The following is a 21,101-nucleotide window of genomic DNA, read 5'->3' as shown; positions in this document are numbered from 1 at the left end:
GGCATAGTGAATCTGCATTATTTTCAAGAAAATGAAGTGATTTCAAGGTCCGTCTTAATATAATGGTATCAGAATGAAAAACTGATGAAAAAGTGAGGTGAGACTGGTGGAACAGAAGACGGTGCTTGTGGTCGATTTTGAATTTACGATGCCTGATGGAAAGTATCATCCGCAAAATTTTTTTCCTGAAATTATTGAAGCTGGGGTAGTGAAAGCGGCAAGTGAAACGATCATAGACACGTTCTCTAGCTACGTCAAACCGAAAAAGTTCCCGAAGCTGACGAAGCGCTGTAAATCGTTCCTCGGTATTACGCAGCAGGATGTAGAGAGCGGAATTTCCTTTGAGGCATTTATCGAGAAGCTTGTGTCGCTAGATGGGGGAGAGGATTGTGAAATTATTACATGGGGCAATATGGACATGAAAGTGCTGAAGCAAAACTGTATGCTCAATCACATTGCCTTTCCTTTTAAGGGGAAGCTGAGGGACCTTGCCTTTGAATATAAAACCTTTTTTGGTGATCGCACACTGACAGGGCTTCGCAAGGCGGCAAAGGAATACGGCAGTGAAGGAGCTGGTAAGCATCATAAAGCACTAGATGATGCCATGACGACTTATCAGCTGTTAACCCTTTTTGAAAAAGACAGAGCCTATGTGGAAAATCCGCAAACAACCAAAATTGGTGAGCTGATCGATTTCTCACATTTTTTTGATTCGGCTGATTAGCGGGCGTCTTCTGGAAAATAATCTTTTTCGAGAGAAGATAGGCATGCTCTTGATTTTTCCGCCCATTTGGATTCATCCGCATGGAGCGCTTGTTTTAATTTTTCTACAGCTTCTTTTAGTGATACTTGATAATCTGGTATAACGCCATCATAAGGCTTCACCATATGATGAGGGATATTCGTCTGTTCACGATAGGCCAAAGCCCGTCTTTCTTGGAAAAAAGGCACGTCTGCTTCTTTTGGGTGATGCAGGTCGCCTTGAGTGGGATGTGTCAGAACGGCTTTTACTTGAACGAGATAGGCCGATGGTTTCACTGCTGTCACTTCCCCAATGTAAACACCTGTTTTATAAAATCCTTTCACAACGTGTCCAATTTGAATGTCTGTCATGTGAAATTCCTCCATTTCCTTCTCGTAGGAAGGTATTTCATTTCTTTTAGCCAATATAGTGAAGTAAACGAGCAAAAGGGGGGAATGGCGAATGTTGTCGTTCATCGCACTCTTTCTACTGTATTTTCCTGAAGATAAAAGGGAGTACATCCCAGCGGCAATCACCACTGTGATTTTCTTTATGGCTGCATTTATTTGCTTTCGTCTGATCGTTCGTGCGTCTAAGAAGCAGGAGCGGATAGATGAAAAAAAGACAAAAAAAATGGATTGATCATTTTCTTCTTGTATCTTCAGGAAACTTCACGGTAACGGTTGTACCAGACTGCAGCGAGCTTTTGAAACGAATGGTTCCATGGTGATTTTCAATGATAGAAAATGTCACGGTCAGCCCAAGTCCAGTCCCTTTATTTTTCAATGTGTAATAGGGTTCGCCAAGCTTTTTCATTTGGCTTTCTGTCATTCCTACACCGTTATCCACGAAAAAAAGGCATATTTTATGATTTTCTTTTGAAGCATAAAGCTCAATTTTCCCTTCGTGTTCTGGGGCTGCTTCAATCGCATTTTTGATTAAATTAATCATGACTTGCTTGATCTTCGTTTCATCACCTTGAATGTATAAGTCAGGTTCAATGGATTGATGAATCGTGACCGATTTGAAATTCGCATAGGATGTCATCAGTGATGCACATTCCTCGAGTAATTTAGATAGGTTGAGAGATTCAATTTGATAATAATTTTGTTTCGCAATGTCAAGATAACTCGTAATAATATCCTGCGCCCTGTCTAACTCGGACAGAACGAGATTTTTATAATCTTTATTGGTTGATGTCTCTTTTGTATTGTCACTAGAAAAGAGCAATTGGATAAAGCCTCTCACCACTGTCAGCGGATTGCGTACTTCATGGGCAACGCTTGCAGCGAGTTCACTTACAATGGTCAGCTTTTCTGATTGGACGAGCTGTGTTCTCATTTGCGCATTTTCTTTCACGAATTCAATGGAATAGATACTTAGCACGAGAAAGAATATGTAGTAAAGAGTTGAGAAAAATAACTCAAGTAACTTCTGCTGCATAATAAAGGCCGGGCTGTATTCCATTAAGCTGACCGCAAATAGTCCAATGTAAATAAAGAATCCTTTGGATAAACCGATAAGCACTCCATACATCAGCTTTTTCAGCTTCGAATATTGACGCCATTTCCGGTAGAACAGAAATGGGATGAAAAAGTAAATCGGTACGACAATGAGTCCAACCCATAAAAAAGAGCCATACATCACGAATTTGACCATGGAACTTATCAAGATGGCGACGATCCCAGCTGTGTAGCCTCCGTATAAAATGGCAAGTACAAGAGGGATGGATTGAAGGCCAGTCTGCAAGTCTAAAATCGAACCAACTGGATACATAATACATAGTGCTGAAGAGATGGATGCGAATACTGTGATGAGCAGTTTATTCGTTTTTGGGAAATGAGCAGGGGTCCGGCTTAGCCATAGCGCGTGATATAAAAAGATTGGAAATAGAATAAAAGATACATGGAGCAGAAAATCCTTGAACATTTCCATTTAAATGCTCTCCTCGTAAATAATAGTAATTCCTCTCATTATATCATTTCATGTACAAAGTAGATATGATAAAAGGAGGGTTTTTTTCTTTAAAAAGAACACCCGTGAGGATGTTCTTTCGATCATATAGGTCTTAATCAGATGATTGCGTAAACGCTTGATGAAGGCGTTTCAATCCTTCTTTGACTGTTGAAGTAGGACAGCCGAGATTCATCCGAATAAAGCCGTCTCCTTCGAGTCCGTACACGTGACCAAGCTCTAGGATCACTTTGCCCTTTTTTAGCAAATTGCGTTTCAATTCCGCTTGACTGAATTGATAATCCCGAATGTCTAGCCACAATAAATAAGAAGCATCTGGTTTCATATAACGCATGTTTGGAAGATGTTCGTCAATATAGTCCATTGCCATTTTCATATTGCTTTCGAGATAAAGAACAAGTGCATCAAGCCACTCGTCGCCATGGCGGTAGGCTGCTTCCATCGCAGGGATCGCAAAAGCATTCAGTTTGGCCAGTCCGTTTCTTTGCATTTCATTGTTGAAAAGGGTTCTTTTTTCTTCATCGGAAATGATAATGGCAGATGCTTGGAGGCCAGCTAAATTAAATGTTTTACTTGGTGCAATGCACGTCACTGTGATATGTGCTATGTCGTCAGAAAGACTAGCAAATGGTACATGCTGCTTTCCGTATAGCATCAAATCAGAATGAATCTCATCTGAAACGACTGTGACACCGTGCTTGATACAGAGGTCTCCAACTTGCTTTAATTCCTCTTTTGACCACGCTCTTCCGGACGGATTATGCGGATGACAGAGGAACATGAGCTTCGCTTCTGGTCTGCTTAATTTTTTCTCTAAATCATCAAAATCCATGACATAGCGGTTGTTTTCTATTTTTAAAGGATTGGTTGAGACTGTTCGTCCATTTCGTTCAATCATTTGATAAAAAGGAGTATACACAGGGGATTGTATGACGACTTCGTCACTTGGTTCTGTATAGGCTTGGACTGCAAAACTAAGTGCCGTGACAATCCCAGGTGTGAAGGTGACAGCTTCTGTCTGGATCGACCATCCATGCCTTCTTTTGAGCCATTCAGCTACTGCCTGCTGCGTATCCTGATCTTGAAAAGCATAGCCAAATACACCGTGATCCAATCGCTTTTTTAATGCATCAAGGACGACCTGCGGCGCTTTAAAATCCATATCGGCTACCCACATTGGCAGCGCATCTGTTGTTAGGAATAAAGACTCTGCTTGATCCCATTTCACTGATTTTGAACCTTTACGTATGATCTGTTCGTCGAAATTCATGAAACCCACCTCTAGCCGTTTTTCAACCATTGTTGGTTGTGCTAAAATAAACATCACAAAATTTATTATAAGCGGTGATACCGATGAAAGATAGTCAAGCTGTAGAAGAGATGATTCAACTCATTAAGGCATGGGACCCTTTTCAATATGGGGAGGACTTTTATGAAACGGAGCCTGCTGACGTCATCAGTGCATTATACGACGCAGAAGACTCTTTATCTTTAGCAAAAGACATTCAAGCCATTTATCATCACTCATTTGAGCAGCTCCTGCCTTTTGAGAGCTGTCAACATATAGCGAATCAGCTTTTCGTCATACGAGACAGCAGCTCCTGCACACGCTAAGACAGGCTGAAATGTCCGATTTGATCAGACACAAAGACCGGATTTTCCTCAGGAACGAGGTGCCCGGTTTTTTTTAATGCGTGCAAGGTCGAGTTTGGCAGATCCTTGTGTAGCCTCTCTCCTATTTGGATGGGGACGATTCGATCTTCCTCACCCCAAATGAGCAGCACGGGTGTCTCCATTTTCTTTAGGACATCCGAGGTCAAATCCCCTTCCCGGTGCCGAATCAAGCGGAAAATCCCTCGGAAAATTTGATCATCAGAAAAAGGCTTTAAATATCCGTCCACCATCTCTTGATCAATGATGGAATGATCATGTACAACAGCCGTTAAATTTTTCATGATGCCTTGCTTCAAGAGCTTTCTTTTAAGATAGAGATAAAAATAAGGAATATATGTGCTGTAAACAACTGATCTCTTTGATTTATTTAAATATCCTGAGCTGCACAAAAGGACCGCCTTTTCAAATAGGTCTGGCCGTTCAGATGTGGCATATAAAGCAATTTGGCCGCCCATCGAATGACCCACAAGGTTCGCATGCTGAATCTGTAAGTAACCAGCTAGCTCGATAATGATCTTTGCCATGTTGCGATAGCTGTAAATAAACGTATTCGACTTCTCGGACTGTCCAAATGGCGGCAGATCGATCGCGATTAAATTGAAGTCTTGTTTCAGAAGCGGGATGAGCTTTCGATAGCTGAAGGTAGAAGAGAAAAGACCATGAATTAAGATCAATGTTTTCTTCCCCTGATTTGGATAGTGCTCGTAATAGATGTCTAAACCGAATTTACTTTTCATATAAGCTGGCTGAACAATGTCCATACTCATCACTCCGATACTTGATACTCTCTGTTAGGTGACTGTATTGTACCCTAAAAAGTGGATTTTAAGCTATGGTTAGCATCTTTTCCCTGCTTAGCATAATGGGAAAAACGTGCTATAATGTTCAGAAGATTTTTTAAAACTAGCTTTTTACAATCTGAGGTGTGAAATCAAATGAAACTAACAGAAAAAGAAACTGAAATATTAGAGATTTTAGATGAAAACAGCCGTGCCGATTTAAATACAATTGCAAAAATGGCAGGCGTGACAACAGAAGAAGCAGAAGCAATTATTCAAAAACTTGAAGATCAAAAAGTCATTATTGATTACTCAACCATGATTGACTGGCGTAAAGTAGATGGTCACGAAGGCGTCACAGCCATGATTGATGTCAAAGTGACACCAAAAAGAGGCGTCGGATTTGATGAAATTGCTGAACGTATTTATCGCTTTCAGGAAGTGGAGTCTGTCTATCTCATGTCAGGTGTTTACGATCTATCTGTTGTGATCCGCGGAAGATCTATGTCTGATATTGCCCGCTTCGTGTCTGAAAAATTATCGACACTTGATTCCGTTGTTTCAACAACTACCCACTTTATTTTGAAGAGATATAAACATGATGGGAAAGTGTTTGAAACAGGAGACGATGACAAAAGAATCGTGGTGTCACCTTAAATGAAAAAGTCTTATTTATCTGAAACGGTACAAAGCATTCAGCCGTCAGGTATTCGGAAATTCTTTGATTTGGCAGCCACAATGGAAGGGGTCATTTCCCTTGGTGTCGGCGAGCCAGATTTCGTGACAGCTTGGAATGTCAGAGAAGCAAGTATTATGTCATTAGAACAAGGGCTTACCTCTTATACGGCGAATGCAGGGTTATTATCTTTGCGAAAAGAATTGAGCAACTATTTATATAAGCGGTTTCACATTGAATACAGTCCTGAAGAAGAACTGATTATCACAGTTGGCGGAAGCCAGGCACTTGATTTGGCGTTTCGTGCGATTTTAAACAGCGGGGATGAAGTGATCATTCCAGAGCCTTGTTTCGTAGCATATGGGGCCCTTACGACACTTGCGGGCGGAGTACCTGTTTATTTAAGTACATCGGCTGAAAAAGATTTCAAAGCAGACTCTACGGATCTTCGCACGAAGCTGACGCCTAAGACAAAAGCGATCCTGCTTTGCTCACCGTCAAATCCAACTGGTTCTGTCTATTCAAAGGAAGAGCTTGAAGATATTGCTCAATTTGCAAAAGAGCATGACCTTCTCATTATCACAGATGAGATTTACGCAGAGCTGACGTACGATGAAGCTTTTACAAGCGTTGCGGCAATTCAAGATATGAAGGAAAGAACGATCCTCATTTCAGGCTTTTCAAAAGGGTTTGCTATGACTGGCTGGCGCTTAGGATATGTGGCAGCACCACCTGTACTGCGCGATGCCATGCTGAAAATACACCAATATTCTATGATGTGCGCGCCCTCAATGGCACAATATGCAGCAGAAGAAGCCTTGAAAAACGGGCTTGAAGATGTAGAGAAAATGAAGAAAAGCTACAGAAGGCGGCGAAATTTGTTTGTCGGCTCTTTGAATGAACTGGGGCTCACATGTCACCAGCCAAACGGCGCATTTTACGCTTTCCCGTCCATTAAAACGACGGGCATGACGTCAGAACAATTTGCTGAGGAGCTGCTCCTAAGTGAAAAAGTAGCCGTAGTCCCTGGTAATGTCTTCGGACCGAGTGGTGAAGGTCATATTCGTTGTTCATATGCTTCGTCTCTTGACCATCTTCAGGAATCACTTTCAAGAATCCAGCGCTTTTTGCAGGAACGACAAGTGAAAGAAGAAGCACCTGCCATCATCAAATAAAAAAAGGCATCAATCCATTAGGACTCATGCCTCTCAAATTAGGGGGGAATACTAGAAAGCATTCTTGTTTTCAGGTATTCCCCCTTTTGAACTGATCTAAACCCAATTAAAAAATATTTTGCGTAAAAGACCGTTCTGTGATATAGTTTTTAATTGCGTATAAACGAATATTAAAACATTTATTTAGGAGTTGTTATCATGGCGACAAAGTTTGAAGTAGGCAGTGTTTACACTGGTAAAGTAACAGGATTACAAGCGTATGGTGCGTTTGTTGCATTAGATGAAGAAACTCAAGGACTTGTGCATATTTCTGAAGTAACACATGGTTTCGTAAAAGACATCAACGAGCATCTTTCAATTGGTGACGAAGTTCAAGTGAAAGTTCTTTCTGTTGATGAAAAAGCTGGTAAAATCAGCCTTTCTATCCGTGCTACACAAGAAGCACCTGAAAGAAAAGAAAGCAAACCAAAGAAACAAAGACCACAGCAAGTGAAAGAAGAAGCTGCTACACCACAAGGTTTCAATACACTTAAAGATAAACTTGAAGAGTGGATTGAGCAATCTAACCGTAAAGATTTGATCAAGAAATAAAAAAAGCACCGCTTCAAACGGTGCCTTTGGCTGCCTCGTATAGGCGGCCTTTTTTATGTCTTTTTGTTTAGCGAACCTCTGGATTCGGCTCGTCACGGCGAACAGCTTCTTCGCTTGGCTTGAACAATAGACCAAGGTTAACAAGACCTGCAATTCCAACAAGACCATAAATAATACGTGATAATGCAGAGCCTTGTCCGCCAAAGATCGCTGCTACTAAGTCAAATTGAAAAAAGCCGATTAGTCCCCAGTTAATAGCACCGATAATCGTGAGCACGAGGGCAATACGCTGAATAGCACTCATCGTGATTCCTCCTTTCGCTACAGCATCAATACATTTATATTTTGCAGATTTTTAGCCAAACTATGCGTAAGAAAATGGATTAAAGCAAATTACTTTACTTTTGGAATGATTGAGGCGCATAATGTAGCGCGAGGAGGAGATCAAATGGATCGATTTACTTATTGGAACCCAACAAAATTAATATTTGGAAAGGGAGAAGTTTCAGCCCTTTCAGATGAACTCAAACACTACGGAAAAAACGTATTACTTGTATATGGTGGAGGCAGTATTAAACGAAACGGCCTTTATGACCAAGTTGTCAGCATCCTAAAAGAATCAGGAGCTGCAATCACTGAACTTGCTGGTGTTGAGCCAAACCCGCGCTTAACAACGGTAAGAAAAGGGGTTGAGCTTTGCAAAGAGAACAACGTTGACTTTATTTTGGCAGTTGGCGGCGGCAGTGTTATTGATGCAACGAAAGCGATCGCAGCCGGAGCCAAGTACGATGGAGATGCTTGGGATATCGTGACGCGTAAGCATGTCCCAATGGAAGCAATTCCGTTCGGTACGGTGTTAACCCTTGCTGCAACAGGTTCTGAAATGAACTCTGGATCAGTGATCACAAACTGGGAAACAAATGAGAAATATGGCTGGGGAAGTCCAGCAGTTTTCCCTAAATTCTCTATTCTTGATCCAGTGAACACGTTCACTGTGCCAAAAAACCATACGATTTATGGCATGGTTGATATGATGTCTCACGTGTTCGAACAATATTTCCATCACACGGAAAATACACCTTACCAAGACCGTATGTGTGAAGGGCTTCTTCGTACGGTCATTGAAACAGCTCCGAAGCTGATCAACGATCTTGAGAACTATGAGCTGCGTGAAACGATCTTATTCACTGGTACCATTGCGCTCAATGGTATGCTGTCAATGGGAGCACGCGGTGACTGGGCATCTCACAACATCGAGCATGCGGTATCTGCTATCTATGATATCCCTCATGCAGGCGGACTTGCGATCTTGTTCCCGAACTGGATGAAGCATGTCATTCAGGAAAACCCAGGCCGCTTTAAACAATTAGCGGTACGCGTATTCGATGTGGACCCTGCGGGCAAAACAGACGAAGAAGTAGGCTTAGAAGGAATCGACAAATTGTCAGCTTTCTGGACAAGTCTTGGCGCACCGAACCGTTTAGCGGACTATGATATCAACGATGAGAAAATTGATTTAATCGCAGATCGTGCAATGGCACGCGGTGAATTTGGTCAATTTAAAAAGCTAAACAAAGAAGATGTCCTAGCTATTTTGAATGCTTCTTTATAATCAAACAATGAAAAGATAATTGCTTTCGAGCAGTTATCTTTTTTTGAGTTCGACGTGTACATATGTTAAAGTAGTCTTTCATGTTTTTGGATATATACGCTGTAAGGAGATGTATCAACAGATGGAAAATTTTATTTATTATAATCCAACGAAATTAATGTTTGGAAAAGGACAACTAGACGGACTAAAAAGCGAACTCGCTCGTTATGGAAAACGAGTGTTACTTGTATATGGTGGAGGCAGCATTAAGAAAAATGGTCTTTATGATAATGTGATCAGCGCGTTAAATGAAGCAGAAGCTGACGTATTTGAGCTGTCAGGTGTTGAACCAAACCCGCGCCTCACCACAGTGAAAAAAGGAATCGACATCTGCCAAAATGAAAAAATTGATTTCCTATTAGCTGTTGGCGGCGGCAGTGTGATCGACTGTACAAAAGCGATTGCAGCCGGAGCGGAATATGACGGAGATGTGTGGGACATTATCTCAAAGAAAACAACCGCTCAAAAAGCATTGCCGTTTGGCACAGTGCTCACACTTGCGGCAACTGGTTCAGAAATGAATCCAGACTCTGTCATCACAAACTGGGAAACAAATGAAAAATATGTGTGGGGCAGTTCAGTCACTCATCCTGCTTTTTCAATTTTAGACCCTGAGCATACTTATTCAGTGCCAGAAAACCAGACGGTGTACGGCATGGTCGATATGATGAGCCACGTCTTCGAGCAATACTTCCATAATGTGAAAAACACGCCTTTACAGGATCGAATGTGTTTTGCTGTTCTTCAAACAGTCATTGAGACAGCACCAAAACTGCTTGAAGACTTACAAAACTATGAGCACCGTGAAACGATCCTTTACGCAGGAACGATCGCTTTAAATGGAACGCTGCAAATGGGTTACTTTGGCGACTGGGCGTCCCATACGATTGAGCATGCAGTATCGGCTGTCTATGACATTCCGCATGCAGGCGGACTTGCGATCCTCTTCCCAAATTGGATGCGTCATACACTCGATCACAATGTGGATCGCTTTAAAAATCTCATGCTAAACATGTTTGACATCGAGACAGAGGGAAAATCTGATCGTGATATCGCATTAGAAGGAATCGACAAGCTGTCAGCCTTCTGGACAAGCCTCGGTGCACCAAGCCGTCTAGCAGATTATGACATTGGTGAAGATCAGCTGGACAAAATTGCCGACATTGCGGCAAAAGAAATGGAATACGGTGGTTTTGGTAACTTTATGAAACTTGATCGTGATGACATTCTTTCTATTTTGAAAGCTTCTTTATAATCCTTCGTGCCGTTTCTCTCTATGAGAAACGGCTTTTTGCTATGGGAGTGACGATCACTTGATTTCAATAGCTAGTTCCGCTAAAGTGAAAGGGATAGAACTAACGTAATGGAGGGCTTACAAGCGATGACACATATTCAATTTGACTACTCAAAAGCGTTACCTTTCTTTCAAGAGCATGAGCTTACATATTTAAAAGATTTTGTGAAGGTGGCCCATCATAATATTCATGAACAAACGGGTACAGGCAGTGATTATTTAGGCTGGGTTGACTTGCCGAAGCAATATGATCGCGAAGAATTTGCCCGCATTAAAAAAAGTGCAGATAAAATTAAGTCAGACTCTGATGTCTTACTTGTTGTCGGAATCGGCGGTTCATATCTCGGCGCACGTGCGGCGATTGAATTTTTGAACCACTCTTTCTATAACACGCTGCCAAAAGGCAAACGCAAGACGCCGCAAATCATCTTTATTGGAAACAACATCAGTTCTTCTTATTTAACTGATGTGATGGATCTATTGGAAGATGCAGATTTCTCTATTAACGTCATTTCAAAATCTGGTACAACAACAGAGCCAGCGATTGCGTTCCGCATCTTTAAAAAGCTCCTCATTGAAAAATACGGTGCCGAAGAAGCAAAAAAACGTATTTATGCAACAACGGACAAGGCACGCGGTGCATTGAAAACATTAGCAACAGAAGAAGGCTACGAATCATTTATCATCCCTGATGATGTAGGTGGACGTTATTCAGTCTTAACAGCAGTGGGTCTATTGCCAATCGCTGTGAGCGGTGCAGACATTGATCAGATGATGGAAGGTGCGGCAAAAGCAAGCGAAGACTTCGCTTCATCTGAGCTTTCTGAGAATGCGGCATACCAATATGCTGTCGTCCGTAATGTCCTTTACAATAAAGGCAGAACGATTGAAATGCTGATTAACTATGAGCCAGGATTGCAATACTTTGCAGAATGGTGGAAACAATTATTCGGTGAAAGTGAAGGGAAAGATGAAAAAGGAATCTACCCTTCATCTGCGAACTTCTCAACAGATCTTCATTCACTTGGTCAATATGTTCAAGAAGGAAGAAGAGACTTGTTTGAAACAATCGTTAATGTAGACAAGCCTCGTCATGAGCTTGTCATCGAAGCAGAAGAACAAGACCTTGATGGCTTGAACTATCTAGCAGGAAAAACGGTTGATTTCGTTAATAAAAAAGCATTTGAAGGAACGATGCTTGCTCATACAGATGGAAAAGTACCGAATTTGATCGTTACAATTCCTGAGATGGATGCTTATACATTCGGATATCTCGTTTACTTCTTTGAGAAAGCATGCGCGATGTCTGGATATCTACTAGGCGTCAATCCATTTGACCAGCCTGGCGTAGAAGCTTATAAAGTGAATATGTTTGCTTTATTAGGAAAACCAGGCTTCGAAGAGAAAAAAGCCGAGCTTGAAAGCCGCCTGAAACAATCGTAAGAATGAAAAGCACACCTTTTAGCGTGATAGAAACCCTTTGAAGTCTAGGAAGGGCGAGCACTGGCGCGGAGCGAATTTAACATTCGTGAGCACCAAGCGCGCAGACCTGACAACGAATGCAAGGGTTTGTCTACACGCTGAGCACACCTTTGAAGGGTGTGCCTTTTTTATTTTCGCACGGTTCCTGTGCAAGCCTCCTTACGCTCTGTACATAGAATAATGAGTAGAGGAGGGTGAAACATGAGAACGAATCATATTTACATTCACGATATTTCTGGCCAGGCAATCGTCAACTTTGGCAATGTCGGACGCATTTGTCCTATGAGTGCTACGAAGGAAACATCAGGGTCCGGCAGTGCGAACGAGACGAATCAATCATCCAATCAAAGCTTATTTGATGCCACTTTTTCAAACAATGTACAAATCACGAGAGATAGATGTATGAATTCCTCTCTTTAACGAAACCTATTAGACAAAAAGGAGGGTTTCGTATGATTCATGTACCATCCAGGCTGACTGGTGAAAGCTTTTCACTTTACCATTTAGAAGAGACGATGAAGCCGCTCGGCTATGTCATTAATGGTAACTGGGATTACGATCACGGATACTTTGATTATAAAATTGATAATCGTGATGGCTATACCTTTCTCAGAGTTCCTTTTACAGCCGAAAAGGGCCAGTTGGATCAGCCAGGCGTTGTGGTGAAACTGGGAGATCCATTTCTCTTAAAGCATGTCTATCAAGATAAGTTAGATGATCATGCGATGGTTGGAAATGTGGGAGCATCCTTTAACCAATTCCAAGAACCAAAAGAGAAAGATGGAGATGTATCAAAAGCTTATACTGAGATTGGCTTTTCGCTCGTCAAGGAATTAGAAGACGCACTGCTTTAAAGGCTGATCAGTTCATCCTCAGGATGAAGCTCATAATCAAAGGGAGGATTCATCATGGGTCCTTCTTTTTTTTGTACACCGACAATGATCACATGATGCTCTAAAAAATGATGGAGCGCTGTTAAGAATGTTTCTCCGGCTAACGAAGCTGGAACCGGTATGATGGTGATCTGTTTATGCAAGGTCATATGACGTTTTTTCTTTAACGCTTTGAACTGTTCCTTTAAAAGAAAATGCTCGACCATTAAATGATTGACTGCATCAGAGGTATGAATGACTTGATTGGCGCCAGCCCGCTCGGCATTTTTCACGTAACGATCTGTTAAAATTTCAATTAAACAGTAGAGTGAAGGGTTTAATCCTTTTGCTGCAAGTAATGTTAAAACACTCTGCATATCAGCTGTCACCTCATTCTCGTGCTGATCTGCGGTAATCATCAGTGCATCTGCACCTGAAATATTGGCTTTGCGAAGTGTGCCATCTTCGGTGCCATGCCCTTTAATAAAATGAACATTCTCTAGAAGCGGCCCTTCCTTCAAGGAATCATCAATTAGAACAATCGGCATAGCTGGATCAATCGTTTGAAACGATTGAAGCAGTTTGTTCGTTTTTTCATTCCAGCCGACGATAATGAGATGTCCTTTTCCTTTAAACGCGACCTTCCCTTCTACATAATGGTGCTGCTTGCTGAACACAGCGGCAGCGAGTGTGGCAAAATAAGCCGTGACAAAGCTTGCCCCGATCAGAATCAGCGCCATACCTGCGATTTGCCCGGGCATGGTTTGCGGCACAAAATCACCGTAGCCGACCGTCGCGACTGTAATGAGAGCCCACCAGATCCCATCAAAGATCGTATGATACTGCTTCGGTTCAAGCAAGACGATTAATTGTCCAAAAAAAAGAAGCAAGAAACAGATGATGATGGCAATGCGAATATACAGTGGCCACCTTAGCCAAGCGATAAAGATACGGTTTGATTTCATCGGACTCTTCCTTTCAGGAGACTGCTAATGTCAGTATGCCCGATTGAGGAAACATTTTTTCATCTTCGTCATGTAGATCCCATATCTTAAAATAAGAGAGAAGAAGGAGGGAATGCGAATGTCGTTCGTTCAAAAGACCGTACTTCTTTTTATCGGCGCTCACTTTTTATCATCAGCTATGATCTTACTTGTGTTTGACTTAAATGCGGTGAATCATTTTATGAATGATTTTTCATGGCTGCACTTTTTTCAAAACCTATACGGAACGGTGACCTTTTATACAGCATGCTTAGGTGTGTTCTTCTTTTTCATTGGCGTAGTGATCCCCCTTAAAAAGACCTAGTGCTTTTTTCTGTACACGTTACATAAAAGTCATTAAAATTGTAAATAAATATATAAAATAAAAAGGAAGCTGATGAGCATGCTGTTTTTTTATTTTTTAACTTTTGCCGCATTGGGATTATCATTTTGGGCACAATTTAAAGTAAAGAATAATTTTGAAAAGTATTCAAAGGTTGAAGCATCCAGTATGAAAACAGGTGCGGAAACCGCTCGACATATTTTAGATCGCAACGGGTTATACGACGTGCCTGTTGAACCGGTAAGAGGAACTTTGACTGATCATTACGACCCGACGCAGCGTGTGGTTCGCTTATCTGAACCTGTGTACTACGGCCACTCCATTTCAGCCATTTCAGTCGCATCACACGAGGTTGGACATGCCTTGCAGCATCAGGAATCCTATGGTGCGCTTGTCTTGAGACATAAGATCTTTCCTGTCGTGAACTTTGCATCTGGTGTTGCCCCGCTTCTTTTCCTTGGTGGAATCTTACTTGGCAGCCTTAACTTAATCGGGCTTGGGATCATTTTGTTCTCAGCGGCTGTGTTCTTTCAGCTTGTGACATTGCCTGTCGAGTTTAATGCAAGTTCTCGTGCGAAAGATATCATTGTTTCAGAAGGAATCATTAGAAGCAGTGAAGAAAGAGGCGTGAACAAGGTGTTAAATGCTGCCGCTCTTACGTACGTCGCAGCAGCCCTTGTCTCCTTGTTTGAATTGCTCCGTTTTGTAATGATCTTCCTAAATGGCCGTAATGATTAATTGATGCCAGAGGAGGTGAGCCCTTACCGTTGTTAGGTAAGGGTTTTTTTGTATATTTTAAACGTATTTTTAGTCATATTACTCATTGCTGCGACAGCGTTTTTTGTTGTCACTGAATTTGCGATTGTGAAAATTAGAGGCTCTAAAATCAATCAGCTGATTGAAAGCGGTGATAAGAGAGCCATTCACGTACAAAAGCTCATATCAAATCTCGATGAATATTTATCCGCCTGTCAACTCGGTATTACCATTACCGCTTTAGGCTTAGGGTGGCTGGGCGAGCCGACGGTGGAGCATTTTCTGCATCCACTGTTTGAGGAGTTGGGGCTTCATTCCGCATTAACCGACATCCTATCGTTTATCATCGCATTTGTGATCATTACGTTTTTACATGTCGTTGTGGGAGAACTGGCGCCTAAAACGATTGCCATTCAAAAGGCAGAGGCGGTCAGCCTTGTGACAGCAAAGCCACTCATCTTTTTCTATAAAGTCATGTACCCGTTTATTAAAGCATTAAATGGATCTGCGCGAGGCATTGTGAAATTATTCGGTTTTCATTCTGTCAAAGAACATGAAGTGGCGATCAGTGAGGAAGAATTGCGTCTCATTTTATCTGAAAGCTATGAAAAGGGTGAGATTAACCAGTCTGAGTACAAATATGTGAATAAAATTTTTGAATTTGATAACCGAGTGGCGAGAGAGATCATGATTCCTCGTACAGAAATTTCAGCCATAGAGATTGAACAGACGCTTGAAGACGTGACACATTATATGTTGAACGAAAGATACACACGCTACCCCGTCATTAAAGAAGACAAAGATCATGTGATTGGTGTCATCAATAGCAAAGATGTGTTTAAGGCGAGCTTTTTAAATCAAGATGTGACGATTGAAGACTTAATGCGTCCAGTGATTCGGGTGATTGAAAGTACGCCTGTTCAAGAATTGCTCATTTTGATGCAAAAGGAGCGAATTCATATGTCTGTGCTCGTAGACGAATATGGAGGAACAGCCGGACTTGTCACAGTAGAGGACATATTAGAGGAAATCGTGGGCGAAATTCGAGATGAATATGATCAGGATGAAACACCTCATATCGTCAAAAAAGGTGACTTCCACTATGTAATGGATGGGAAAGCCTTGATTGATGAAGTAAATGATTTATTGGATTTAGCCATTGAGAATGATGATGTTGATACAATTGCTGGCTGGATGATGACACATAAATTTGATATTGAGATTGGAGATACGATTGAAGCAGAAGGCTGTGAATTTACCATCATAGATGCAGAAGACCATCATATTCGGACCATTGACATCAAAAAGGTCCACTTTTCCTAAAAACCTCGTAACACTTGACGAGGTTTTTTTACTTGGTAAACTTTAGGTGAGATAATGCCTTCTACCGATAAACAGTGATTGACTTCACATAAAAAGGGTATGGTTTGATAGAAATGACAAAAAGGAGCCGCTCATATGAAAAAAATTAATGTACAAACAAATAGACGCGATGAGATGATCGACGTGACGAATGAGGTCCATCAATATATCAAGGAAACAGGTATTCAAAACGGAACCGTCATTGTCTACTGTCCTCATACGACAGCAGGGATGACCATTAATGAAAATGCGGACCCAGATGTGAAACGAGATATGCTCCGCCGGCTTGACGAAGTCTTTCCGTGGGAACATCCGAAGGACCGCCATATGGAAGGAAATACAGCCGCACATATGAAAGCGAGCTTTATGGGTGCTACGCAGCATATTCTCATTAATCATGGTGATCCTGTCCTTGGCACATGGCAGGGAATTTATTTCTGTGAGTTTGACGGGCCGAGACATCGCCATTTTTATATACAGGTATCATCAAACGAGTAAGAGATGGGGGAAATAAATGGGGGATATCACGAAATTACTGCAAATCAAATATGGTATTATTCAAGCGCCAATGGCAGGAGGTGCCGTGACACCTCAGCTGGCAGCCGCTGTTTCGCAATGCGGAGGACTTGGCAGTTTGGCAAGTGGATATGTGCAGCCTGACCATTTGAGGCAGCAGATCAGACAGGTCAAACAACTGACAACTCGCCTGTTTCAGGTCAATGTATTTGTACCAGAGCCAATTCCTGAAGTCAAAAAAGAGGATGTGGCATTTTGGGAGAAGAGACTGCCAGCACGACCAGTAGCCGATAGACTGCCGAGCGAAGAGGAATTGTGGAATGATTTTGAACAGAAAATCAACATTCTTTTGGATGAGGACGTACCGGTCGTTTCCTTTACCTTCGCTTGTCCAAACGAACAAACGATACATCGCTTAAAACAAAAGGGGATCTTTTTAATTGGAACCGCCACAACAAAAGAGGAAGCACTGCTTTTAGAGGAAAAAGGGATGGATGCCATTGTTCTGCAAGGAAGTGAAGCAGGGGGTCACCGAGGTACCTTTTTACCTGCAAAAGGAGATGCCCTGATGGGACTCTTTAGCCTGATCTCTGACGTCAAGCCGCTCTGTCATGTGCCATTGATCGCCGCAGGCGGGATTACAGATCGAGCAGGTGTGGAAGCCGCTCTAGCACTTGGAGCGGATGCGGTGCAAATCGGCACACGATTTTTAGCCAGTCAGGAAAGTGCTGCGGCAGACATATACAAAAAGGCGATTTTACAGGCAGCAAGCAGTGAAACAAAGATCACGAAGCTTTTTTCTGGAAAAAGAGCAAGAGGTATTGTGAATCAGTGGATGGAGGAAGAAAGACAGAATGAAGATAGGGTTCTTCCTTATCCGGTTCAGCATGTATGGACGACACCGATGCGAAAAGCAGCTGCGGCGGCGGGAAACCCTGATCAAATGGCTCTTTGGGCAGGACAGGGCGTTGGCCGTATTCACTCGATTTTAACCGTTGAGGAGATCATGTATGAACTGACGCACATATAAAATCATGTTGGGTGGTGTGAAAGGGTGGACATCTTAAAACATTCATACCGAAAAAAAGGACAAATTGAATTTTGGTTTGATGAATTTCCGCACTCTCCTGCCGTTCTTACGCCCATTCGTCATTACTATTTTGTTCGTTATGTAAAATGGAGCCGGCACGATCCGCCGGTCACAAGTAAAGACTTAGAAAAAATGGAGATCCTTGCGAACACGATGCTTGGCACGCTGCAAGATTATCGAAAGCGCAAGGCATATAAAAGCCCCTTGTCATAACCACTAGACAAGAGGCTTTTTTTAGCTGCCGAACATTTGCCTGAGATAAATCACATCCATCCGGGTGGTCTGCGGCAATAGATAAGCAGATTGAACAGCACCTGGCCGCCTTCTCTTATTCAATTTGTCGATAATTTCTGCCGCTGTTAAAATCCCAAGTCCATGTCCGTAATATTGATCTTCTCCTAAGTAAATCACATTTTCCCCACGCCACTGTGACTGCTGATAGCTAAATTCTGGATTCTCGAAATATAAGCAATCCCCATAGATAAAGTCATTCCCGCGCTCTGTATAAATCGACAATGTATCATAATGCCAGTCATACAGAGTTAGACTGCGAAGCCTTCGGTTAAACTTCTCGTCTCCTACCGTTTGCAAGACGCCCATATAAAACACGATGACAATGGCGGTGGCACATTCAAATGCATATTGTGAGCCATTTTCAAAAATGTCTTTAATGCCTCTAGATGGTTCGACTTGATAGCGCAGCTCTAGTGCTCCTGCTTCAGATACGCGCCAAAAGGCGTCATTTGCACGAGACCTTTGAAAGATGGCAAATGAGGCACCACTTTTATGCAAATCTCTTGCAGCATTCATAATGTTCGATCTCAATGTAACCTCAAATAACAAATCAGATGCTTGCCTATAGCGGAACGTATCATTTGAGGCTTGTAACTGCATCAAAATGATCCGCTTTTGTCCCTCTAGCTGAAATGAAGCCAGCTGCTCATTTGTCACTGGCTGTCCTGAAAGGATAATCATATGAAAAGCGCCCCCTTTTGTATTAGCGTATGCAGGGTGCTTGGGCAAGGAATCAATTTGTGTAAATAAACAAAAAAGCATCCTTTTTATTTGAAAAACATGAAAATAATATGAAGCTGTCCGATATATAACATATCGTTTAAAAGGAGGAAAAACATGAAAAATGCAATAAAATGGTTGAAAAAACCATCGATTTCTAAGAGACTGATTATTTCATTCACTCTCGTCCTTGTCTTGCCAATTATTACACTCAGTACGATTTCATATCAGATTGCCAAAGAAGAATTAGATCATGAAATCATGTACGGAGCAAAAGCAAGAGTCAATGAACTGAATGACATGATCCAGCAAAAGCTGATGAATAAGGAAAACGCAGTAAAACTCTTTACTGAAACAGCTACTGCTGCAGACTTTAAAAAGAACAACCAGGACAAGCTGTATGAGCATTTTGAGATATACAGCAAAATCAATGAAGATGATGTGGTTGGGTTTTATGCAGCAAGTAAAAAGCGTGACTTCATTCAGTTTCCTAAAGTAGATATGCCAAAAGGCTATGATCCAACAACGCGCGATTGGTATCAACTGGCTATGCAGGATGATAGTGGTAATCCAGTTGTCACCAATCCATACATTTCTGCCACAACAAACGGCATGGTTGTCACGATTGCCCAGCGCCTGAAGGACGGGGCGGGAGTGATCGGAATCGACATTGATGTGCAAGACATTGTCGATAAAATAAAAGAGATTAAAATTGGACGAGAAGGATACCCAATTATTGCGAATAAAAACAAGCAAATTGTGGCCCATCTAGAAGAAAAATCAGGATCTAAGGTTACTGAAAATATTTCATCTATCCTTTACAGCGGAAAAGAAGGAACATCAACTTATGAGAATAAAGGAGAACAAAAACGCCTCGTTTTTGTGACAAATGATTTAACAGGTTGGAAAATTGCTGGAACGATGTTTGTATCAGAAACAGAAGAAGCAGCACAGCCAGTTTGGAATTCTGCCATTATTCTTTTAATTTCTTCTTTTATCCTTGGCGGTATTGCGATCTTCTTTATCGTTCGCTCCATCACAATTGGACTTCGAAAGCTTGTTGATTTCTCAGAAAAGGTGAGTGATGGTGATTTAACCGAAACCCTTGAAACCAAATCGAAGGATGAAATTGGAGATCTCACAAGAAGCTTTAGCAAAATGAGTGAATCCCTTCGTGACGTCATTCGAGCGGTACAGCAATCTGTCGACAATGTGGCTTCCGCTTCCGAGGAGCTGACGGCAAGTGCCAGCCAAACAAGTCAAGCAACTGAGCATATCACGATGTCGATTGAACAATTTTCAAATGGAAATGAAGCACAAAACGAGAAAGTCGAATCTAGTACGAATCAGCTTGTGGCAATGAATGAAGGATTACAAGGCATGTCACAAACGTCATCAGAAGTGGCTACTGTCTCACTTCAATCGACAGAGGCAGCTGGTCAAGGCGGCCGAATAGTTGAAAGCACAGCGAGCCAAATGAAACATATTGATACATCTGTACAAGAAGCAGAACAAGTCATGAAGCAATTAGAATATAAGTCTAAAGATATTACGAGCATTTTAAATGTCATTAACGGCATTGCAGATCAAACGAATCTTCTTGCGTTAAATGCAGCCATCGAAGCAGCAAGAGCAGGCGAATCAGGACGCGGCTTCTCTGTCGTGGCAGAAGAAGTGAGAAAATTAGCTGTCCAATCGGCAGACTCAGCGAAAGAAATAGAAAAGCTCATTCAAGAAATTGTGTTAGAAATTGCTAAATCTCAAGATATGTTCAAAACGGTCAATCGAGAAGTACATGCAGGACTTGGTATGACAGAAGAAGCAAAAGAAAGCTTCCAGAACATTTATGAGGCGGCAGAAGGAATGTCGAAAAAACTGACGCAATTAAACGATACAGCCATTGATCTATCGAGCGGTTCGAAGCTAGTTTCACAAGCTATGCAGGAGATGCGTCAAGTCTCTAGAGAAAGTGCTGCAAACATTCAGGACATTGCGGCTTCTGCTGAAGAGCAACTGGCCTCTATGGAAGAAATATCATCTTCTTCAGTGACACTTTCTAACATGGCAGAGGAACTAAAAGAGCTCACAAGTCAATTTAAAATTGATTAAATAATGATGAAAAAATAC

The 21,101-nt window shown here is 41.8% G+C and carries 25 protein-coding genes; 18 read left to right on the top strand and 7 right to left on the bottom strand.

What is annotated here, in order from left to right; all coding sequences use genetic code 11:
* Positions 1-106: 106 nt before the first annotated feature.
* Complete coding sequence (gene kapD / locus NSS78_RS14655) at positions 107-724, top strand: 3'-5' exonuclease KapD (RefSeq protein ID WP_003213730.1); 618 nt, start codon at positions 107-109, stop codon at positions 722-724.
* Here the strand turns inward: kapD and NSS78_RS14650 are convergent.
* On the bottom strand, positions 721-1,113 hold the full coding sequence (locus tag NSS78_RS14650; RefSeq protein ID WP_284907292.1) for a kinase-associated lipoprotein B: 393 nt from the start codon (positions 1,111-1,113) through the stop codon (positions 721-723). The two genes, kapD and NSS78_RS14650, sit on opposite strands and share 4 nt — an antisense overlap.
* Positions 1,114-1,204: 91 nt before the next feature.
* On the opposite strand from NSS78_RS14650, the gene NSS78_RS14645 reads away from it, so the two are divergent.
* Entirely contained in the window at positions 1,205-1,384 is a 180-nt protein-coding gene (locus tag NSS78_RS14645) for a hypothetical protein (protein ID WP_003213469.1), read from the top strand.
* Here the strand turns inward: NSS78_RS14645 and NSS78_RS14640 are convergent, their stop codons facing one another.
* Both NSS78_RS14640 and NSS78_RS14635 read right to left on the bottom strand, forming a co-directional pair.
* Complete coding sequence (locus tag NSS78_RS14640; RefSeq protein ID WP_095117872.1) at positions 1,385-2,677, bottom strand: sensor histidine kinase; 1,293 nt, start codon at positions 2,675-2,677, stop codon at positions 1,385-1,387.
* A gap of 133 nt (positions 2,678-2,810) precedes the next feature.
* Positions 2,811-3,986, bottom strand: coding sequence for a MalY/PatB family protein (locus NSS78_RS14635; protein WP_309215902.1), 1,176 nt, complete (start codon positions 3,984-3,986; stop codon positions 2,811-2,813).
* A gap of 83 nt (positions 3,987-4,069) precedes the next feature.
* Between NSS78_RS14635 and NSS78_RS14630 the strand changes: the two genes are divergently transcribed.
* A complete protein-coding gene (locus NSS78_RS14630; protein ID WP_003213422.1) occupies positions 4,070-4,330 on the top strand; it encodes a YugE family protein in 261 nt (86 codons plus the stop codon).
* Here the strand turns inward: NSS78_RS14630 and NSS78_RS14625 are convergent.
* The gene (locus tag NSS78_RS14625) at positions 4,327-5,151 is read right to left on the bottom strand and encodes an alpha/beta hydrolase (RefSeq protein ID WP_342468150.1); all 825 of its coding nucleotides are present in this window, start codon (positions 5,149-5,151) and stop codon (positions 4,327-4,329) included. The genes NSS78_RS14630 and NSS78_RS14625 overlap by 4 nt on opposite strands.
* A 174-nt stretch (positions 5,152-5,325) precedes the next feature.
* On the opposite strand from NSS78_RS14625, the gene NSS78_RS14620 reads away from it, so the two are divergent.
* The 3 genes from NSS78_RS14620 to yugI all read left to right on the top strand — a co-directional run bounded on the left by NSS78_RS14620 (position 5,326) and on the right by yugI (position 7,611).
* The gene (locus NSS78_RS14620) at positions 5,326-5,826 is read left to right on the top strand and encodes an Lrp/AsnC family transcriptional regulator (RefSeq protein ID WP_003213765.1); all 501 of its coding nucleotides are present in this window, start codon (positions 5,326-5,328) and stop codon (positions 5,824-5,826) included.
* A complete protein-coding gene (locus NSS78_RS14615) occupies positions 5,827-7,020 on the top strand; it encodes an aminotransferase (RefSeq protein WP_327839898.1) in 1,194 nt (397 codons plus the stop codon). It abuts the gene before it with no gap.
* A 198-nt stretch (positions 7,021-7,218) separates the two neighbouring features.
* A complete protein-coding gene (yugI, locus tag NSS78_RS14610) occupies positions 7,219-7,611 on the top strand; it encodes a S1 domain-containing post-transcriptional regulator GSP13 (protein WP_003213420.1) in 393 nt (130 codons plus the stop codon).
* Between the two features lie 67 nt (positions 7,612-7,678).
* On the opposite strand, the gene NSS78_RS14605 is transcribed toward yugI, so the two are convergent.
* Positions 7,679-7,915: a DUF378 domain-containing protein gene (locus NSS78_RS14605; protein ID WP_003212952.1), complete on the bottom strand. Its 237-nt coding sequence runs from the start codon at positions 7,913-7,915 to the stop codon at positions 7,679-7,681.
* A 144-nt stretch (positions 7,916-8,059) separates the two neighbouring features.
* Between NSS78_RS14605 and NSS78_RS14600 the strand changes: the two genes are divergently transcribed.
* The 5 genes from NSS78_RS14600 (at position 8,060) to NSS78_RS14580 (ending at position 12,892) form a co-directional block, all read left to right on the top strand.
* The gene (locus tag NSS78_RS14600; protein WP_050944032.1) at positions 8,060-9,223 is read left to right on the top strand and encodes an iron-containing alcohol dehydrogenase; all 1,164 of its coding nucleotides are present in this window, start codon (positions 8,060-8,062) and stop codon (positions 9,221-9,223) included.
* 121 nt (positions 9,224-9,344) lie between these two features.
* Entirely contained in the window at positions 9,345-10,517 is a 1,173-nt protein-coding gene (locus NSS78_RS14595) for an iron-containing alcohol dehydrogenase (protein WP_050944031.1), read from the top strand.
* 126 nt (positions 10,518-10,643) lie between these two features.
* Positions 10,644-11,999 carry a glucose-6-phosphate isomerase gene (locus NSS78_RS14590; RefSeq protein WP_012011080.1) on the top strand — a complete coding sequence of 452 codons (1,356 nt, stop codon included), beginning with the start codon at positions 10,644-10,646 and terminating at the stop codon, positions 11,997-11,999.
* A 240-nt stretch (positions 12,000-12,239) separates the two neighbouring features.
* On the top strand, positions 12,240-12,458 hold the full coding sequence (locus NSS78_RS14585; RefSeq protein ID WP_003213169.1) for a spore germination protein: 219 nt from the start codon (positions 12,240-12,242) through the stop codon (positions 12,456-12,458).
* A gap of 32 nt (positions 12,459-12,490) precedes the next feature.
* Entirely contained in the window at positions 12,491-12,892 is a 402-nt protein-coding gene (locus tag NSS78_RS14580) for a YugN-like family protein (protein WP_003212880.1), read from the top strand.
* On the opposite strand, the gene NSS78_RS14575 is transcribed toward NSS78_RS14580, so the two are convergent.
* Positions 12,889-13,875, bottom strand: coding sequence for a potassium channel family protein (locus NSS78_RS14575; protein ID WP_137054473.1), 987 nt, complete (start codon positions 13,873-13,875; stop codon positions 12,889-12,891). The genes NSS78_RS14580 and NSS78_RS14575 overlap by 4 nt on opposite strands.
* 118 nt (positions 13,876-13,993) lie before the next feature.
* On the opposite strand from NSS78_RS14575, the gene NSS78_RS14570 reads away from it, so the two are divergent.
* From NSS78_RS14570 to NSS78_RS14545, 6 genes are all read left to right on the top strand, one after another.
* Complete coding sequence (locus NSS78_RS14570) at positions 13,994-14,218, top strand: hypothetical protein (protein WP_003213467.1); 225 nt, start codon at positions 13,994-13,996, stop codon at positions 14,216-14,218.
* 81 nt (positions 14,219-14,299) lie between these two features.
* A complete protein-coding gene (locus NSS78_RS14565) occupies positions 14,300-14,974 on the top strand; it encodes a zinc metallopeptidase (protein WP_041816317.1) in 675 nt (224 codons plus the stop codon).
* 48 nt (positions 14,975-15,022) lie between these two features.
* Positions 15,023-16,315 carry a hemolysin family protein gene (locus tag NSS78_RS14560; RefSeq protein ID WP_044140793.1) on the top strand — a complete coding sequence of 431 codons (1,293 nt, stop codon included), beginning with the start codon at positions 15,023-15,025 and terminating at the stop codon, positions 16,313-16,315.
* A 135-nt stretch (positions 16,316-16,450) separates the two neighbouring features.
* Positions 16,451-16,852 (top strand): secondary thiamine-phosphate synthase enzyme YjbQ, encoded by a 402-nt coding sequence (locus NSS78_RS14555; protein ID WP_212045479.1) that lies wholly within the window; start codon positions 16,451-16,453, stop codon positions 16,850-16,852.
* A 16-nt stretch (positions 16,853-16,868) separates the two neighbouring features.
* The gene (locus NSS78_RS14550) at positions 16,869-17,900 is read left to right on the top strand and encodes a nitronate monooxygenase (protein WP_212045478.1); all 1,032 of its coding nucleotides are present in this window, start codon (positions 16,869-16,871) and stop codon (positions 17,898-17,900) included.
* 24 nt (positions 17,901-17,924) lie between these two features.
* Complete coding sequence (locus NSS78_RS14545; RefSeq protein WP_095117870.1) at positions 17,925-18,173, top strand: hypothetical protein; 249 nt, start codon at positions 17,925-17,927, stop codon at positions 18,171-18,173.
* A gap of 21 nt (positions 18,174-18,194) precedes the next feature.
* On the opposite strand, the gene NSS78_RS14540 is transcribed toward NSS78_RS14545, so the two are convergent.
* Positions 18,195-18,935 carry a protein-glutamine gamma-glutamyltransferase gene (locus NSS78_RS14540; RefSeq protein ID WP_044140789.1) on the bottom strand — a complete coding sequence of 247 codons (741 nt, stop codon included), beginning with the start codon at positions 18,933-18,935 and terminating at the stop codon, positions 18,195-18,197.
* Positions 18,936-19,091: 156 nt separating this feature from the next.
* Here NSS78_RS14540 and NSS78_RS14535 point away from each other — a divergent pair, with 156 nt between their 5' ends.
* Entirely contained in the window at positions 19,092-21,083 is a 1,992-nt protein-coding gene (locus NSS78_RS14535) for a methyl-accepting chemotaxis protein (RefSeq protein ID WP_212045477.1), read from the top strand.
* Positions 21,084-21,101 lie beyond the last annotated feature (18 nt).

Source organism: Bacillus sp. FSL W8-0920, from assembly GCF_038593215.1.
Lineage (GTDB): Bacteria > Bacillota > Bacilli > Bacillales > Bacillaceae > Bacillus > Bacillus pumilus.
The sequence above is the reverse complement of the archived record's forward strand: the minus strand, read 5'-3'. Positions and strand labels throughout refer to the sequence as shown.

Bases quoted from the DNA above. Each gene is read 5' to 3' on its own strand.
- NSS78_RS14575 (WP_137054473.1), bottom strand. From the start codon at position 13,875: ATGAAATCAAACCGTATCTTTATCGCTTGGCTAAGGTGGCCACTGTAT.
- NSS78_RS14605 (WP_003212952.1), bottom strand. From the start codon at position 7,915: ATGAGTGCTATTCAGCGTATTGCCCTCGTGCTCACGATTATCGGTGCT.
- NSS78_RS14550 (WP_212045478.1), top strand. From the start codon at position 16,869: ATGGGGGATATCACGAAATTACTGCAAATCAAATATGGTATTATTCAA.
- yugI (WP_003213420.1), top strand. From the start codon at position 7,219: ATGGCGACAAAGTTTGAAGTAGGCAGTGTTTACACTGGTAAAGTAACA.
- NSS78_RS14635 (WP_309215902.1), bottom strand. From the start codon at position 3,986: ATGAATTTCGACGAACAGATCATACGTAAAGGTTCAAAATCAGTGAAA.
- NSS78_RS14615 (WP_327839898.1), top strand. From the start codon at position 5,827: ATGAAAAAGTCTTATTTATCTGAAACGGTACAAAGCATTCAGCCGTCA.
- NSS78_RS14570 (WP_003213467.1), top strand. From the start codon at position 13,994: ATGTCGTTCGTTCAAAAGACCGTACTTCTTTTTATCGGCGCTCACTTT.
- NSS78_RS14645 (WP_003213469.1), top strand. From the start codon at position 1,205: ATGTTGTCGTTCATCGCACTCTTTCTACTGTATTTTCCTGAAGATAAA.
- NSS78_RS14625 (WP_342468150.1), bottom strand. From the start codon at position 5,151: ATGGACATTGTTCAGCCAGCTTATATGAAAAGTAAATTCGGTTTAGAC.
- NSS78_RS14580 (WP_003212880.1), top strand. From the start codon at position 12,491: ATGATTCATGTACCATCCAGGCTGACTGGTGAAAGCTTTTCACTTTAC.
- NSS78_RS14535 (WP_212045477.1), top strand. From the start codon at position 19,092: ATGAAAAATGCAATAAAATGGTTGAAAAAACCATCGATTTCTAAGAGA.
- NSS78_RS14585 (WP_003213169.1), top strand. From the start codon at position 12,240: ATGAGAACGAATCATATTTACATTCACGATATTTCTGGCCAGGCAATC.
- NSS78_RS14555 (WP_212045479.1), top strand. From the start codon at position 16,451: ATGAAAAAAATTAATGTACAAACAAATAGACGCGATGAGATGATCGAC.
- NSS78_RS14540 (WP_044140789.1), bottom strand. From the start codon at position 18,935: ATGATTATCCTTTCAGGACAGCCAGTGACAAATGAGCAGCTGGCTTCA.
- NSS78_RS14630 (WP_003213422.1), top strand. From the start codon at position 4,070: ATGAAAGATAGTCAAGCTGTAGAAGAGATGATTCAACTCATTAAGGCA.
- NSS78_RS14640 (WP_095117872.1), bottom strand. From the start codon at position 2,677: ATGGAAATGTTCAAGGATTTTCTGCTCCATGTATCTTTTATTCTATTT.
- NSS78_RS14590 (WP_012011080.1), top strand. From the start codon at position 10,644: ATGACACATATTCAATTTGACTACTCAAAAGCGTTACCTTTCTTTCAA.
- NSS78_RS14620 (WP_003213765.1), top strand. From the start codon at position 5,326: ATGAAACTAACAGAAAAAGAAACTGAAATATTAGAGATTTTAGATGAA.
- NSS78_RS14650 (WP_284907292.1), bottom strand. From the start codon at position 1,113: ATGACAGACATTCAAATTGGACACGTTGTGAAAGGATTTTATAAAACA.
- NSS78_RS14595 (WP_050944031.1), top strand. From the start codon at position 9,345: ATGGAAAATTTTATTTATTATAATCCAACGAAATTAATGTTTGGAAAA.
- NSS78_RS14600 (WP_050944032.1), top strand. From the start codon at position 8,060: ATGGATCGATTTACTTATTGGAACCCAACAAAATTAATATTTGGAAAG.